Genomic DNA, 15,985 nt, shown 5'->3' with positions numbered 1-15,985 from the left:
CCGCCCCCTTCGTCGAAACCACCCACCTGGGCGAGCCTCTTCGCCCGCCCCACCCTCATCGGAGAAACCATGAACACCCTGCGTCTGCGCCGTATCGCGATGACCGTCACCGCTGCCGCTGTCCTGCCCCTGGCGCTGAGCGCCTGCGGCGGTGACGACAACAAGAAGGACAACTCCGCATCGTCCGATGCCGCCACGCCGGCCGGACAGCCCGCCGCCGGTGATGACCCCTCGATGGCGGGCAAGCCCTTCGGGCCCGCGTGCGACTCGGTGCCCAAGGAAGGTGCCGGTTCGTTCGACGGGATGGCCAAGGACCCTGTCGCCACCGCTGCCTCCCACAACCCGGCACTGTCCACGCTGGTCACCGCGGTCAAGAAGGCGGGCCTGGTCGACACGCTCAACAGCGCCCCGAACTTGACCGTGTTCGCGCCCACCAACGACGCCTTCGCGAAGATCCCGAAGGCCGACCTGGACAAGGTCCTCAACGACAAGGCCACCCTCACCAAGATCCTCACCTACCACGTGGTGGGCCAGAAGCTCACCCCTCAGCAGTTGGAGAACGGCTCCTTCGACACCCTGGAGAAGGGGAAGGTCACCACCTCTGGTTCGGGCACGGCGTACAAGGTCAATGACGCGGCGAACGTGGTCTGCGGCAACGTACCGACCGCCAACGCCACCGTCTACATCATCGACACCGTCCTGATGCCCAAGTAGCCGGCGCATGACGGTCGACGGCGGCCGTCATACGCCTTCGGAGTGTGCGGGCCTTGTGAGCGGGCCCGCGCACTCCGGCCCCTTGCAGCAATGAGGGGTAAGGGGCAGGGCACCCGCTGCTTGAAGGGACCCCTGCGCAGCATCTCCGGTATCGCTGGGCCGCTAGCGGGGTGTGGAGTCGTCGGCTTCGAACGGCCCGCCGTGGCCCGGCACGATCAGGTCCGCCGCTTCCAGTACCCGCAGCCTGGAGGCACGCAGAACCTCGCGGTCCGGGGCCACCGGGTCGTCTGCCGGGCCCTGCGCGTGCCACCACAGGTCGCCGGCGAAGGCCACCACGCCCGAGTCCGTGCCCGCCAGCAGGGTGATGTCCTCGGGGCTGTGGCCAGGGGTGCGGATCAGCCGGAGCGACGGGGTGAGTTCGTAGCCCTCCGCGTCCCGGTTCTGCCACTGGTCACCGAGATACTCCACCTTGTGGTCGTGGACCCGGGCCTGAGGGAAAAGGCCCACGTTCATGGTGTTGTCCGGGTGGTGGTGACTGAGCACCACATCGGTGATGTCGTCGGGGCCCAGCCCCAGTTCGGCGAGCGGGGCCAGGATGTGGTCACGGCTGGCCACCATGCCCGGGTCGAAGATCACGTGCCGCCCCGCGTCGGCGATGTAGGAGACGGTGGCGGCGACCCCGGGGCCGGTGGAGCCCACGTAGCCGGTGGTCAGGACCTGGTACACGGCGCTGCGGCCGAGCGGTGCGTCTGTCATGGCCTCAATCCTGCCGGGCCAGGGGGCGGTTCACGAGTGGCACAGGAGCCGCACATCGCAGGATTCGTGCCACCGTGTGTCACACTGCGCCCATGCCGCCTTTCCCCACCGTCGCCGCGTACGTCCCCCCAGGCGTCGGCATGCTCGCCGTCGGCATCGTCACCGAGGTGTTCGGCCCCCATGGGTCCGCGCTGCCCGGTTTCGACTTCGCCCTGTGTGCGGACCGTCCCGGGCCGGTGCCCACGGACCACGGTGTACCGCTCTCTATCCCGCACGGCCTGGACCAGCTCGCCGAGGCTGATCTGCTCATCGCCCTGCCCGGAACCGACTTCCGTACACCGCCCGCCGGGGCCGTACTCGACGCGCTGAGAGCCGCGCACGGGCGCGGCTCGGTCGTCGCGGCCCACTGCGTCGGTACGTTCGCACTCGCCGCCGCCGGGCTGCTCGACGGCCGGCGGGCGACCACCCACTGGCGGTTCGCCGACCTGCTCGCCGACCGCCACCCGGAGGTCACCGTGGACCCCGACGCGCTGTACGTCGACGAGGGGAGCGTTGTCACGGGCGCGGGGGCCGCTGCGGGCTTCGACCTCTGCCTGCACCTGCTGAGGCGGGAGTACGGCGCCGCGATGGCCAACACTGTCGCCCGGGACATGGTGCTGCCGTCCCACCGCGACGGGGGACAGGCCCAGTACCTCGCCGCGCCCGTCCCCTCGGACAGCCAGGACGAACGGCTCGCCGAGGTCCTCGGCTGGGCCCGCGAGCACCTTCACGAGCCGCTGCCCGTCACGGAGCTGGCCCGCCGCGCCCTGATGAGCAAACGCACCTTCGCCCGCCGCTTCACCGCCGCGACCGGCACCACCCCACACGCCTGGCTCCGGAGCCTGCGACTGAGCAGGGCCGAGGAGCTCCTGGAAACCACGGACCTGCCCGTCGAGGAGGTCGCCCGCCGGGTCGGTTACGCGAGCGCGGCCGTGCTGCGCGAACAGTTCGTACGGCGCCGGGGAGTCCCGCCCCGCTCCTACCGCCGCTCCTTCACCAGCGTGCCGTAGGAAGACGCCCCCGGATCCGCCGATCCTATCGATACCGGCAAGGGCAAGGAGGGCCTGGGCGAGCCAGACGCAACTTATTCGCGTTAAGCTGGCCGCATGAGTGCCCGAGCGACCACACGCCCCGGCGGGCGCAGTGCCCGTGTCCAGCAGTCCGTGCACCAGGCCGTCCGTGATCTGGAGGCGGAGGTGGGGCGGGACGCCCTCACTGTTCCGTTGATCGCGGCCCGCGCGGGAGTGACTCCGTCCACTATTTACCGGCGCTGGGGGGACCTGCGGGAACTGCTGTCCGACGTGGCCGTGGAACGACTGCGTCCCGATGCCGAGCCGGCCGATTGCGGCAGTCTCCGGGCGGACCTGGAGGCGTGGGCGTTGCAGTTCGCGGAGGAGATGTCCTCGACGGCGGGCCGCACGTACATCCGCGATGCCCTGCTGGGCGACCCTGAGCAGGGCAACGCGGTGCGCTGCTCCGACTACGCGGCCGAGCAGTTGAAGGCCATCGGTGTGCGCGCGGCCGGGCGGGGGGAGGCTGTGCCCGATGTGGAGAGCCTGCTGGACGTCATCGTCGCCCCCCTGATGTACCGCATCCTGTTCCGCCCCTCGGATGTGTCGGCGTCCTACACCGATTGCCTGGTGGCGGCGGCACTCGGCCGGAGCGCTGCGTCACCTCGCGACTAAAAGCTAATGGTTTGCGTTTTGTAGACGCCAGGGCCTACTCTGCCTAAAGCGAAGCGTTTGCCTTTAGGTGTGAGGGGTGCTCCATGCCCAGTGTTCTAGGCCCTGACCGCGGGCACGCTCTCGGACCACCACCTGGGCCGGCGCCCGGTCCTCACCGGTGCGTGGCCCGTCGAGGCTGCCGTAATGACTGTCTCCGCCACCGCCCAGCGGGCAGGGGCGCTGATCGCCGCCCGGATCACCGTGCCTCTCCCGTAAGGAACCCTTCATGGACACCGCCGCAGCCTCTCAGGACACTTCCCTCACCAGCACGGAATGGAGCCTCGGCGGCATCGCCGTACGCCGCGTCGACGAGATCGAACTGCCGCGGCAGACCGGCCCCTGGCTGCTGCCGGACGCCACCAAAGACGTGCTGGACGAGGCCTCGTGGCTGCGCCCCGACTTCGCCGACGCCGACGTCCCGCGCCTGGCGAGCCACAGCTTCGCCGTGGAGGCGGGCGGGCTGCGGATCGTCGTGGACACCGGCATCGGCAACGCCAAGCCGCGCGCCAACGCGGCCTGGAACGGTTTGGACACCGATTTCCTTCGACGCCTCACGGCGGCCGGTTTTCCACCCGAGTCCGTGGACCTGGTGATCACCACACACCTGCACACCGACCACGTCGGCTGGAACACCCGCCTCGCCGGTGAGGACTGGGTTCCCACCTTCCCCAACGCCCGCTACCTCGCCAGCCGCACCGAATGGGACCACTGGGCTGCCGCCGACCTGGACGAGCCCCGCCGCCAGATGTTCCGCGACTCCGTCACCCCCGTCCGCGCCACCGGACAGTACGAATGCGTCGACGTGCCCGAGCAGGGCCACGAGGTGGCGCCGGGTGTCCTGTTGGTCCCCGCGCCGGGCCACACCCCCGGGCAGGTCGCCGTGGAACTGCGCGGCAACGACCGCCGCGCCCTGATCACCGGCGACAGCATCCACCACCCCGTGCAGCTCTCCCACCCGCACGTGCACAGTTGCGTCGACATCGACCCTGCCCAGGCGATCCGCACCCGCGCCCGTCTCCTCGACACGCTGGCCGACACGGACACGCTGCTCCTGGGCACCCATTTCCCGAGGCCCACCGCCGGGACCGTGCGCCGCGACAACGGCCGCTACCGGCTGCACGCCGAGCACGGCACTGAGATCCCGGCCAGTACATCCTGACCGCAGGAGCGGCCCCGCCCCCCCCGCCGCGCGCACCAGCCCGCGCACGCTGCCGCACCCACACCTGCCAGACAACCCTCGGCCTTCAAAGCATCGTTCGCTTCGCCGCTCCCACCACCCACACCGAGAGGAAGAGCCCCATGTCAGCCGTCGATCTCACACCGCCGGAGGCCGCCCGCTGGGCCGTCCGCGCCGGGCTGGTGCTGCCCGAAGAGCGCCATGCCGCGGTCGCCGCGGTCGCCAACCACATCCACAGCGTCGTCGCGGTCCTGCGCGAGCTGGACTTCGCGGACGTCCCGCCGGCCGCCGCCTTCCGTGCCGGAGGGGAGAAGCGCGATGCAGCCGTATGAGCTGACCCTCGCCGCCGCCGCGGATGCGATACGCACCCGGCGGCTGTCCCCGGTCGAACTGGTCGACTCCGTCCTGAACCGTATCGAGAAGGCGGAGCCACACCTCGGCGCCTACGTCACCCTCGCCGCGGAGCAGGCGCGCAGGGCGGCGGGCGAAGCCGAACACGAAGCGGCGCACGGCCGGTACCGGGGACCCTTGCACGGCATCCCCATGGGGCTCAAGGACCTGATCGATGTCGCCGGGATGGCCACCACGGCCAGCTCGCGGGTCCGTGCCGACCATCGCGCGACAGCAAACAGCACGGTCGCCGCACGTCTGAACGCAGCCGGCGCGATCCTGCTCGGCAAGACCCACACCCACGAATTCGCGTTCGGCCTGACCACCCCGCAGACGCGCAACGCCTGGGACCTGGGCCGCGTCGCCGGCGGCTCCAGCGGTGGCTCCGCGGTCGCCGTCGCCTCGGGCACCGCGACCTTCGCCCTGGGCACCGACACCGGCGGGTCGATCCGGGTGCCCGCCGCACTCAACGGCGTCGTCGGCCTCAAGCCGACCTACGGCCTCGTCCCCCGTCACGGCGTCACCTCCCTGTCCTGGTCGCTGGACCACATCGGCCCGATCACACGCACCGTCGAGGACGCGGCCCTGGTATTGAGCGCGCTGGCCGGACACGATCCACGTGATCCCGCTTCCCTGTCCGTGCCCCCCGTGGACTACCGGCCCGCTGCCGGCGCGGATCTGACGGGACTACGGGTCGGCCTGCCGCGCACCTACTACTTCGACCACGTCCACCCTCAGGTGGAGAACGCCGTGCGGCACGCCATCGGGCAGCTGGAAGCGATGGGCGCACGGCTGGTCGAGGTCGACATCCCGATGGCCCGCTACATCCAGGCCACCCAGTGGGGCCTGATGGTGCCGGAAGCCGGCGCCTACCACGAAGCCGGCCTGCGTACGGTCCCCGAGCTGTACCAGGAGGATGTCCGCATCCTGCTGGAGGCAAGCGAGTTGATGAGCGCCGCCGACTACCTGCGCGCTCAACGCTCGCGCACCCTCATGCGCGCCGAGTGGGCACGGATGCTGGAGGAGGTCGACGTGATCGCCGCCCCGAGCGTTCCGATGCCCGCGGCCGGGGCCGACGAGGAGACGGTCACCTGGCCCGACGGCACGATCGAGAGCGTCTCCGACGCTTATGTACGCCTGTGCGCCCCGGCCAACATCACCGGAGTACCCGCCCTGACTGTGCCGGTCGGCCACGACCCGGCGGGCCTGCCCATCGGCATGCAACTCCTGGGCCGGCCCCTGGGTGAGCCCACACTCCTGCGGATCGGCCACGCCTACGAGCAGACGCAGCCCGCCCGGACACTCGCCACAGCCGCCTGAGTCTCCACGGCGCCGGCCGGCACGCGATACCGAGTTCGACCAGAACCTGGGAAGCCTTCACCTCCGGGGGCGTTTGCACGGTTGCTCCACGCCTGCGTGTTCACCGGCGAGCGAAGCCCTGGGTGCGGATGGCGTGGTCCAGGTGCCAGAACGTCTTGTCGATGGCGTTGCGGGGGAAGGTGATGGTGTACGGGGCGACGGCCGCGGGGGCGGACTGGCAGCCTTCTTCGGCCAGGATCAGGACGCGGTCGAAGCCGCAGTGTCCTTGGAAGAGCCCGATCTCGTGGATGACGTTCTGACGGGCCACCAGGTGGCCGTCGCCGGTGGAGTCCTCGGCGGTGAGTACGCAGATGGCGAACCCGCAGCGCTGGAGGTAGTCGGAAAGGGCGTCGGTGACCTGCCTGCTGCCCCAGGCGTCGGATTCGAAGGAGTAGACGGGCAGGCCGAATCGCTCTTCCACGAAGGCTTTGACCGCCAGCCACTCGGGGCTGCGACCGTGGGCGACGAACACCCCGTCGGGCAGCGCGGCGGTGCGCCGGGTGGTCTCGAAGGAACCGATGAAGTCCCGGGTCACCTCGGCGAGTTGTGCGTGGCCGTGGCTGCCGACGTAGCGCAGCTTGTGGCGGGCCAGGGTCATGCCGAGCAGCGCCCCGAGTTCCACTTGCAGTCGATCGCCGGTCAGGACGGCCAGCAGTCCGGCGGCGAACACGTCACCGGCGCCTGTGGCGTCCTCGACCTGGTCGTCGGCCAGCAGGAGCTGCGGGTAGAAGGCGTCCACCGCCTTCCCGTTCTCCTGCCGCCAGGTGTGGGTGCCGGCGCGCCGCTTCACCACGATGACACCGGAGTCTGCCGTGCCCTGGTCCAGGAGCCAGGACGCGATGTGTTCGTCGGAGCTCTGGTCGCCGAGACGGCCCAGTTCGCGGAACTCTCGATGGTTCAGCAGCAAGTAGTCGGCCAGGGTGATCAGGCCGGTCACCGCGGGCGTGGGATTGGTGCTCCATACGTGGCCGGGGTCGAAGCTGATGAGTGTGGCTGGGTTGGTGCGCTTGACGGCTTGCAGGAGAGCCAGCAGCCGGTCCGGGGTGCGTTCGTCGAGGAAGGAGGTCACGTGGACGACCCGTGCACCGGCCAGGTAGGCGACGACGTCGTCGAAGTTGCGTTCCAGGTGGTCGGCCATGGCGGTGTTGGCGCCCGCGTGGGTGAGCAGGGTGCGTTCACCGTCTTCGGTGAAGGAGAAGCACACTCCGCACAGGTGGTCCTCGTCCTGGAAGACATAGCGGTGGTCCACGCCCAGGGCGTGTAACTGCGCGGTGCTGGAGATGCCCGGTCCCGGTACGTGGCCGGCGACGCCGACGTAGCCCAGGCGCAGGTCCAACTGGAGCTGCGCCAGCGTGTGGATGGCGTTGAACGCCGATCCGCCCAGGGAGGTTTCGAGCGCCGCGGAGTCCACGGCTTCCAGCGCGGCGTAGACCGTGTGCTCGTCGACGGCGGTCTCGGTGCCCCACTCCGGTACCGGTCGGTCCTGGTCCACGATCTGTGCGATCCGGGTGCTCAGTGGCGTTTCCGCCGGTGCCCCGGCAGCGGGGGAGGAGATGATGTAGTCGAGGTTCAGTGCTCCGATGCCGACCACGTCCAGTGCGAACGTGGGCCTCGTGGGCGCCTGCCTCCTCCTCCGCGAATCAGCGGTCATGTCGGCTGCCTCCTGGGGGTAGAAAACCTTCCCTCACCAGCATTCTCTCCAACTCCCAGAAGGTGCTGTGGATGCGCCCGGGGCTGAAATCCAACCGGATCAGGCCCGCGATGTTCGAGAACGCCGCGCACCCTTCCTCCGTCAGCAGGGCCACGCGCCCGAATCCGTAATGACCCTGGAGGATACCCACTTGGTGGACCACGTCCTCGCCTGCTCTGCGCTCCCCGTCGGACATCACGCGGGTCGCCGACAGCACGCACACCGCGAAGCCACAGCGGGCCAGTCGGTCCGCGAACAGCCGCGATACCTCGCCACCGTGCAGTTCGTCCTGACCGAGCGTGTGGACGACAAGACTGCAGTCATCGTGCAGGAACCGCCGCAGCATCTCCCACTGAGCTCCGCTGTCATGGGCAAGCAGGACCGCGGGCGGCCGGCTGCCCGGACCGGAAAGCTTCTCGGGCGACTGCAGGAACCCCGCGTCCAAGTGCGGGGGAGCCGAGGTCCGCAGTTGGCCGTGGAGGGTGCGATGCCTGGCCAGGCTCAGGCCCAGAAATGTCCCCAGCTCGACCTGTAGTCGCCGGGAGGTCTGTGCGGCGAGCACCGCGGCGGCGAACACATCGCCCGCACCCGTGGCATCCTCCAGCGCAGACTCCCGGGTGGGTCGCCTCAGCTGGAAGCGCTGGGCCAGCACCCCGGCCGGGGAGCTGCGGAAGACTTCGACGAAGTCATAGCGCTTGGTGACGAACACCGTGCACCCCGCCGCGCAGCCGGCAAGGACCCGCGCGGCGAGTACTTCGTCCGACTCGCCGACCGCGTAGTCGCCGAGGGCCTTGAACTCGCGGTGGTTGACGAACAGCAGATCCGCCAGTGCCAGGATCTCCCGCACGGCCGGGCTGCGGTGCTGCGCCCAGTCGAAGCCGGGGTCGAAGCTGATCCGCAACGCGGGATTGCGCCGCCGCGCCTCGGTGAGGACCTCCAGCATGAGCGGGGGCGTGGCCTCGTCCAGGAACGACGTGACGTGCACGATCCGGGCCTGCGCCAGGTAACTGGCGATCCGGTCCCCGTGCTGGCGCAGATGGTCCGCCATGGCGAAGTTCGCGCCCGGGTGGGTCAGCATCACCCGCTCGGCGTCCTCCAGATACGACAGGCACGTCCCGCACAGCCGGTCCGGCCTGCGCGCCACCCAGCGCCGGTCGATGCCCAGCAGATCCATCTGCCGTACGAACGACAATCCGGGCGTCTCGATCCGCCCGGCCACTCCGACGTACCCCAGCTGCACGTCGACCCGCATCTGCGCCAGAGCGAAGATGGTGATCCAAGCCGAACCGCCGAGCGAGGCGTCCAGCGAGGACGTTCCCAGCCGTTCGATCGCCTTGGAGATGGTGACTTCGTCCGCTGCCCCTTCGGTATTCCATTCGAACCGGGCCGTCGACTCCGATACTTGCTCCGCCAGGCGCCGCGACAACCGTGACGCCCCCGCGATGTAGTCCACGTTCAATGCGCCGAACCCGACAATCTCGACGAGTCGCTGCCCGCCACGTAATCGGCTGTCACCCTCATTCACGGTATCCCCCCAGAACCTGGCCGACGCGAGGTCCACTGCAAGGCATACCCGCTCGGCAGCCCCCGCCACCATGGTGACGCCGAGGGATAGTCGTGCACGGGAGGAGCGGCTTCTGAGTTCAGCGAGGGGTGACGGTCGCAGATGCTGTTGCCGGTTGTGCGTACGGACCTTTCCGGTCGTGTGTCCGGCAAACACCTGTGTCGTCTTCGAAGGGCAGAGGCCCCGGGCGCTGACTGATCGCCCGGGGTCTCCGTACCGTGGGGGTCCGACCTCGATGTCCACGGGCGGCACATGTGTAGTGTGCACCGCCCGGCCACTCGGCGGTGTCAGGTTGTCGCGGTGACCACCTTCACCGGTTCGGTGTCGGGTGCGCTGTGCCGCTCGGCCCAGTTCTCCAGGGCCGTACGGCAGGCGTGGTCGAGGTGGTGCAGGCCGGAGAGGTTCACCTCGATCGGACGGTCTTGGGGCAGGGCCTCCAGGCTGTCGAGTATTTTCGGCAGGCGGAGAAAGGTCGCGTTGCCCGACAGGTGGACCTGGAGGGGACCGGCGCCCTTGTCGATGACCTCCGTCTTGAGGTTGGACGTTTCCCAGGCGGTCTTGACGACGGACAGGGCCAGCCCGATGAGTACGCCTTCGAACATGTTCACCGCGACGATCGACACGGCGGTGACGACGAGGATGAGGGCCTCGCTCTTGTGGCTCTGCCACAGCGCGGTGATCTGGCGGAACGGGATCAGTTTCCAGCCGGCGTGTACGAGGATGCCGGCGAGGGCGGGGACCGGGATCAGCGCCAGGGCCCACGGCATCGCGGCGGCGAACAGCAGCAGCCACACCCCGTGCAGCACCCGGGAGGCCTTGGTCTTCGCGCCCGCGCCCACGTTGGCGGAGCTGCGCACGATCACCGCGGTCATCGGCAGCGCGCCGAGCAGACCGCACACGGTGTTGCCCGCGCCCTGGGCGATCATCTCCTTGTCGTACTGGGTGCGGGGACCGTCGTGCAGCCGGTCCACGGCTGCCGCGCTGAACAGGCTCTCCGCGGAGGCGATCAGCGCGAAGGCGATGACGGTCCCCCAGATGGCCGGGTTGGCCAGTTCACCGAACGCCTCGGCTCCCGGCGGCTGGATGACGCCGAGCAGACCCTCCACCTCGACGGAAGCCACGGGCAGGTTGAAGGCGAGGGAGATGACCGTGGTCAGGACCACCGCCGCGAGAGCGCCCGGCACGGACTGCACGGCCTTCGGCGTCTTCTTCCACAGCACGATGACCGCGATGGTGCCCGCACCGATCGCGAGAGAGGCCAGGGCCTCGGTGCTGCCGAGCGCGTCGGCGAACGCCCCGGGCAGGCCCGCGACCTTGTCGATCCCGGTCTTCGGGGCCTTCAGGCCGGCCGCCGCGTAGATCTGGCCGGCGATGATGACGAGGCCGATGCCGCAGAGCATGCCCTCGACGACGGCGACGGAGATCGCCCTGAACCACCGGCCGACCTTGAGGAAGCCCATGGCGAGCTGGAGCAGTCCGGCGAGCAGCACGATCACGCCGAGTGCGGCCACCCCGAACGCGCTGACGGCCTCGAAGACCAGCACGGTCAGGCCTGCGGCCGGCCCCGACACCTGAAGGCTGCTGCCGGGCATGAGCCCGGTGAGGAGACCGCCCACGATGCCGGTGACCAGACCCAGCTCAGCGGGCACGCCGGAGGCGACCGCGACGCCGACGCACAGCGGCACGGCGACCAGGAAGACGACGATGGAGGCAAGGAAGTCCTGCCTCAGATAAGGGTACTTCGACAGCATGGTCGTCAGCCCCCTCAGAGCGTCTCGAACGTGTCGGAGTCCTCGCGGTGCTCCAGAACGACGCCGGTGTGGACCTCGTAGTACCAGCCGCGCAGCCGCAGTTCACCCGCGTCCAGGCGCTTGCCGACGCACGGGTAGGACCGCAGCCGCAGCACCTGGGCGAGGACGTGGTTCTGTACGGCTTCGGCGACGGTCGGGTCGGCGGAGTCGGAGCACTGGGGCTGGTCCGCGGCGTTCGTCAGCCAGTCGCGCACGGCCGGCACGGCGTCCAGGTCGTCGCCGCGCACCAGCGCGCCGATGGCGCCGCAGTGGGAGTGGCCGCAGACCACAATGTCGTCGACGCCGAGGACCTCCACGGCGTACTCGATGGTGGCCGCCTCGCTGGTGGGGTGCTCGGAGGCGTACGGCGGGACGATGTTGCCGGCGGTGCGCAGCTCGAAGAGCTCGCCGGGGCGGGCGCCCGTGATGAGGGCCGGGACGACCCGGGAGTCGGCGCAGGTGATGAACAGGACCTGCGGGGACTGTCCCTCGGCGAGGTGAGCGAACTCCTCAGGGCGCTGTCCGAAGGTACGGGCGTTGTCTATGAGGGGCTGCATGACGTGGTGATTCCTCCTGGCGCGCTGTGGGGGGCGCGTCGGTGTGACACGGATTCGGGCAGAGGAGCATGAGGCGAGCGGGCGCGACGGCGCGCGGCGACTGCGGGCGCGGGGCGCGGTGGCATGGCACAGGGCATCCGGGACCGCTGTACGGGCAGGGCGGATGCCCGGCCGTACACGGTGCCGGATGGGGCAGCTCGCTCGGAGGCCGCTCAGCTCAGCAGCGGAAGACCTGCAGTGCTGCGGGAGATCTGTTGCCCGGGGCTCTGTGCGCGTTCGGCTGCGCCACCAGGGAGATGTCCGCGTCAACAGCACCAGGCACAGCGGTGGCAGACGCCATGCTGCGGGTTGCCGTGACCGCGAGGAGATCTTCTTCTGGCTGCCGACGGGCGCGGTTCCCGTGGTGCCCGCAGAGGTCTTCCGGCTCGATGGGCCCATCCCCCAGCGAGGCTTGCCCGACGGCTGCGGGGGGTTCGGTGGCTTGGGCCGCAAGGTCGGGGGCGCCCTGAGCGAACAGTTGGAGAGCCAGCAGGGCGGCGGCCAGCGCCGCCAGAAGGACTTGCACCGTTCGTGTTCGTGCCACCACTCGGCTCCTCGTGTCAAGAGTCGGGCATGCAACGGACGCACGGCTTCGGTGCCAGCCGCCCTGCTGAACGCAGCTTATCCGTAGGGACGTTAACGGCACGTAAGTTCAACGTTACATTCAGTGGAGGGCTGAACCCCGCGAAGCGGAGAGACCTGCACCAGCAGAAGTTGTCCGCCGGCGCATGGGGGAGGCGAGGAGCATGAGACCACAGGGAGCGGTGGGTGACCGCTGGGGTCCGTGGCGGACCACGTCGTCCCCGCGACCCCTGCTGTCCGGGGTTTCACGGGGACGGCGTGCGCACGGCGCTGTGGCGGTCAGGTCTGGCACTGGGAGGTCGCGGCGCCGGTCCAGTTGCTCCAGGCACCTCCGGCGGGCCTGACGTGGACGCGGATCTCGACCTTGGCGTTGACGACGAAGCAGACGCGGGTGGTGCTGCCGATTTCGATGGGACCGGTGGTGGTGCGGCGGGGGACGAGGGTGCGTCCGTTGCCGATTTTGACCCAGTGGCCGCCGGTGACGACGCGGAAGAAGGCCTCGTATTCGACGTTCGCCGCGTGGCGACTGGTGTTGTGCAGGACGACGTGGGCTTTGATGTCGCGGGTGTAGACGCGTCCTTCCTTGCCCTTTTCGGCGCTGATGCAGCCGTTGGCGGCGATGCCCCGGGTGGAGACGGAGCCGCCGCAGGCGACGGCGGCGGCGTGGGCGTTGGTGGCGGGAAGCAGCAGGGCGAGCGCGGTGGCCGTGGTCAGGGCTGCGGTGCGCTTCAGGCGCATGAGGGCAGGGCCTTTCTGTGGAGATAAGTCCCTCCTTCCCGTGAAATTTCGTCCTGGGAAGGAGGGCCTTTGAAGGGGAAGGCGTCCACGATCACGGTGGCATACGACAGCGCGGTGCGTACGGTGAAGCGGGACGTGGCGCACAGATTGATGACGGCCTTGCGGATCGACGCGGGGTTTGAACCGGCACCTGCACGGCCGTGCGCCCGCACACCAGTCCACCCCCCCCGCACGTTTGACGATGCGCACCGCTACCCGGTCAGTGACCACCCTTGAGCCGATCGACCCCACGGCCCAGCCCCGTCGTGATCTGCGTGATCTGCGTGATCTGCGTGAACGCGGCGCCAGCGGCTGACGCTCCTGCGCGCCCTCCTGACCGGCGACGGTGATCACGACGCGTTACGCGCCCCAGGAGCCAGGGCTCCGTGTGGGCGGGGGAAGGCCTCGTCGTGGGCCCGGCCGCCCTCCCACGGCTCGGCTTGGTGGCGGCCCTTGCCCCGGCCCGGGCGGACCGGCCACCAGATGCCCCGGCCGAGGAGTACGGCGAGCGCGGGCACCAGTACGAGGGAGAGGACGAAGGCGGAGAGCAGGATGCCGAGCCCGGTCGCGAAGCCGATCTGCTGGGTCGCGGGCGCCGCGTTCACCGCGAGGCTGCCGAAGGAGGCGGCGAGGACCACACCGGCGGTCGCGATGGCGGGCGCGGTGTGGCGCACGGCGCGGGACACGGCGGCCCGGGCGGGTCCCGGGCGCTCCATCTCCTCGCGGATGCGGTCGCTGATGAGGATGTTGTAGTCGGTGCCGAGCGCGACCACGAAGAGGAACAGCACGAGCGGCAGCACGAAGTTGACGCCCGGCTTGTCGAGCAGCTGCTGGAAGAAGAGCGCGGAGGCACCCAGCGTCGCGGCGAAGCCGAGCCCGACGGCGATCATCAGGACGGCCGGGGCCAGCAGGCTGCGCAGCAGGACGATCAGGATGAGGGCGATCAGGCCCGCGGCGACCGGGAACACCGTCTTGAGGTCGTGGTCGACCGCCGTGGAGATGTCCGCGAAGATCGCCGCCGTACCGCCGACATGGGCCTCCATACCGGCGGGCGTGGAAAGGGCGACCGCCTTCCGGACCGGTCCGGAGATGAGGTCGCGCGCCTGTCGGCTCTGGGTGTCGGCGGTGAGATAGACGTCGATGCGGGCCGCCGAGCGGTCCTGGTTGAGTACGGTGCTGCCGACCTTTCCGACGCCTTGGACCCTGGCGAGGGCCCGGGGCAGGGCGTCGACGCTTCGGGTGGTGAGCGTGCGGCCCTGCTCCGCCGTGACGTAGACGGTGGTCGGGTCCGACACGCCGGCGGGCAGCGCGCGGTTGATCTCTGCGGCGGTTGCGGCCGCCGCAGTGCCCCCGTCACCGCCCGTCTGGTCGAAGTCCATACGGACGCCGGAGGCTCCGGCCGCAAGAGCGCCCAGCAGGGCGACCGAGGCCACCACGAGGGTGAGGGGGCGCCGGGCGACGAGGTCACCGAGGCGCCCGGCGGCGCCCGGCCGGGGTTCGCGCCGCAGCGAGCGGGACGGCCAGAACATCCTGCGCCCGCTGACCGCGAGCAGGGCGGGCATGAACGTCAGTGAGGCCAGCAGCATGACGAGCACCGATACGGCGATGGCGGGGCCGAGCACGCGGAACTGCCCGAAGGTCGCGATTCCCAGGGTGGCGAACGCGGCGACGATGGTCAGCGCCGCCGAGGTGATCGCCGTACCGACCCTGCCGGTGACCTCCGCGGCCACGGCACGGGCGGGCAGGTCGGGATGGGCGCGTAGCTGTTCGCGGAAGCGGAACAGGAGGAAGAGGAAGTAGTCGACCCCGATGCCGATCAGGACGACGCCGATCAGGTTCGGCGTGGAGGTGTCGAGGTCGATTCCGGTGACGAGCGCGGAGCACACGACCGTGCCCAGCGCCGCGCCGCTGATGACGGCGACCGCCAGCAGGGGCACGAACGCGGCCAGCACGCTGCGGAACACCAGAATGTTGATCAGTACGATCAGCCCCACCATGAGGGCGCTGACCACGTCGCCGGTGGTCTTCTCCGCCTCCGTGGTGTCGACGATACCGGCGAGCCCGCCGGTGAAACCCGTACGCATCTGGGCACCGGCGAACTCGTGCTTCACCTCCTCACGGAAGGCCCGGTAGAGGTCGTGCATACCGGGGTCCGTGGCATTGCCTGTCAGCTGTACGGACAGCAGCTCGAAGCCGCGGTCGGGGGCGACCATGGCGGGGCTGACCTTGGGTGTCTGTGAGTAGTCCTTGGCCAGGAACGCGGGTCCGTCCCCGCTGGGTTCGGGCATCTCGACGCGGCGCCGGCCCAGCTCCGCGGCGACGCGGCCGATGCGTCGCTCGTCGGCCCCGGTCAGGGGCTTGCCGTCCGTCCGGGCGACGAGCACCGTCATCGCGTTGGCGTCGGGCTGCGCACCGAACTTCTCTTCGGCGATTCTGAGCGCGGCGGCCGAGTCGTAGGTGGCGGGCAGGAAGTCCCCGCTCTGGCTCTGGGTGACGCGGAAGAGCAGCGACTGGCCGAGCAGGGCGAGGAAGAGGCCCACCACCGACCAGACGAGGATGACCTTCCAGGGGTTGCGGGTGGAGAACCCGGTCAGGGCGCGGATCACTTTGTCCTCCGACGATGGATGGGGATGCGGCCGGCGGGCGGCATGCGGACCCTGGCGGGGACGCGGCCCTTTCGGCGCCATGACCAGCACATCAGCGCTGCGGGGCGCGGTCGTCCGAGCACGGGAGGAGAAGTGTCCTGGGAGTTCGGCGGGGGCGCGGGCGGCGCCTGGGACCGTGCTCCCAGAACGGGGTCGGACCTCGAGCCGGATGTGGACCCGGT

General features: G+C 70.0%; 13 protein-coding genes. 6 read left to right on the top strand and 7 right to left on the bottom strand.

The annotated features are described in order from the left end of the window. Positions 1–69 precede the first annotated feature (69 nt). A complete protein-coding gene (locus tag AC069K_RS27840) occupies positions 70–714 on the top strand; it encodes a fasciclin domain-containing protein (RefSeq protein ID WP_365108612.1) in 645 nt (214 codons plus the stop codon). 162 nt (positions 715–876) lie between these two features. Here the strand turns inward: AC069K_RS27840 and AC069K_RS27835 are convergent, their stop codons facing one another. Continuing rightward, a complete protein-coding gene (locus AC069K_RS27835) occupies positions 877–1,470 on the bottom strand; it encodes an MBL fold metallo-hydrolase (protein WP_365108609.1) in 594 nt (197 codons plus the stop codon). 92 nt (positions 1,471–1,562) lie between these two features. On the opposite strand from AC069K_RS27835, the gene AC069K_RS27830 reads away from it, so the two are divergent. The 5 genes from AC069K_RS27830 (at position 1,563) to AC069K_RS27810 (ending at position 6,120) form a co-directional block, all read left to right on the top strand. Continuing rightward, on the top strand, positions 1,563–2,519 hold the full coding sequence (locus AC069K_RS27830) for a GlxA family transcriptional regulator (RefSeq protein ID WP_478620928.1): 957 nt from the start codon (positions 1,563–1,565) through the stop codon (positions 2,517–2,519). A 96-nt stretch (positions 2,520–2,615) separates the two neighbouring features. Next, positions 2,616–3,194 carry a TetR/AcrR family transcriptional regulator gene (locus tag AC069K_RS27825; protein WP_365108599.1) on the top strand — a complete coding sequence of 193 codons (579 nt, stop codon included), beginning with the start codon at positions 2,616–2,618 and terminating at the stop codon, positions 3,192–3,194. A 265-nt stretch (positions 3,195–3,459) separates the two neighbouring features. Beyond that, complete coding sequence (locus tag AC069K_RS27820) at positions 3,460–4,392, top strand: MBL fold metallo-hydrolase (RefSeq protein ID WP_478620925.1); 933 nt, start codon at positions 3,460–3,462, stop codon at positions 4,390–4,392. Between the two features lie 140 nt (positions 4,393–4,532). Beyond that, a complete protein-coding gene (locus AC069K_RS27815) occupies positions 4,533–4,742 on the top strand; it encodes a hypothetical protein (protein ID WP_365108594.1) in 210 nt (69 codons plus the stop codon). Then, positions 4,729–6,120 (top strand): amidase, encoded by a 1,392-nt coding sequence (locus tag AC069K_RS27810; RefSeq protein WP_478620923.1) that lies wholly within the window; start codon positions 4,729–4,731, stop codon positions 6,118–6,120. Before AC069K_RS27815 ends, AC069K_RS27810 begins: the two co-directional genes overlap by 14 nt. Before the next feature lie 100 nt (positions 6,121–6,220). Here the strand turns inward: AC069K_RS27810 and AC069K_RS27805 are convergent, their stop codons facing one another. From AC069K_RS27805 to AC069K_RS27780, 6 genes are all read right to left on the bottom strand, one after another. After that, positions 6,221–7,810, bottom strand: coding sequence for a PfkB family carbohydrate kinase (locus tag AC069K_RS27805; RefSeq protein ID WP_365108589.1), 1,590 nt, complete (start codon positions 7,808–7,810; stop codon positions 6,221–6,223). Beyond that, positions 7,800–9,374, bottom strand: a complete 1,575-nt coding sequence (locus AC069K_RS27800) for a PfkB family carbohydrate kinase (protein WP_365108586.1) — start codon at positions 9,372–9,374, stop codon at positions 7,800–7,802. Before AC069K_RS27800 ends, AC069K_RS27805 begins: the two co-directional genes overlap by 11 nt. Positions 9,375–9,700: 326 nt before the next feature. Then, a complete protein-coding gene (locus tag AC069K_RS27795; RefSeq protein ID WP_478620920.1) occupies positions 9,701–11,164 on the bottom strand; it encodes a SulP family inorganic anion transporter in 1,464 nt (487 codons plus the stop codon). Positions 11,165–11,178: 14 nt separating this feature from the next. After that, complete coding sequence (locus AC069K_RS27790; RefSeq protein ID WP_478620918.1) at positions 11,179–11,760, bottom strand: carbonic anhydrase; 582 nt, start codon at positions 11,758–11,760, stop codon at positions 11,179–11,181. A gap of 900 nt (positions 11,761–12,660) precedes the next feature. Then, positions 12,661–13,119: a hypothetical protein gene (locus AC069K_RS27785; protein WP_365108579.1), complete on the bottom strand. Its 459-nt coding sequence runs from the start codon at positions 13,117–13,119 to the stop codon at positions 12,661–12,663. A 389-nt stretch (positions 13,120–13,508) separates the two neighbouring features. After that, on the bottom strand, positions 13,509–15,764 hold the full coding sequence (locus AC069K_RS27780; protein WP_478620915.1) for an MMPL family transporter: 2,256 nt from the start codon (positions 15,762–15,764) through the stop codon (positions 13,509–13,511). Positions 15,765–15,985 lie beyond the last annotated feature (221 nt).

This window comes from Streptomyces sp. NPDC043908 (assembly GCF_056435525.1).
This window is presented reverse-complemented; position numbering and strand designations above follow the sequence as displayed.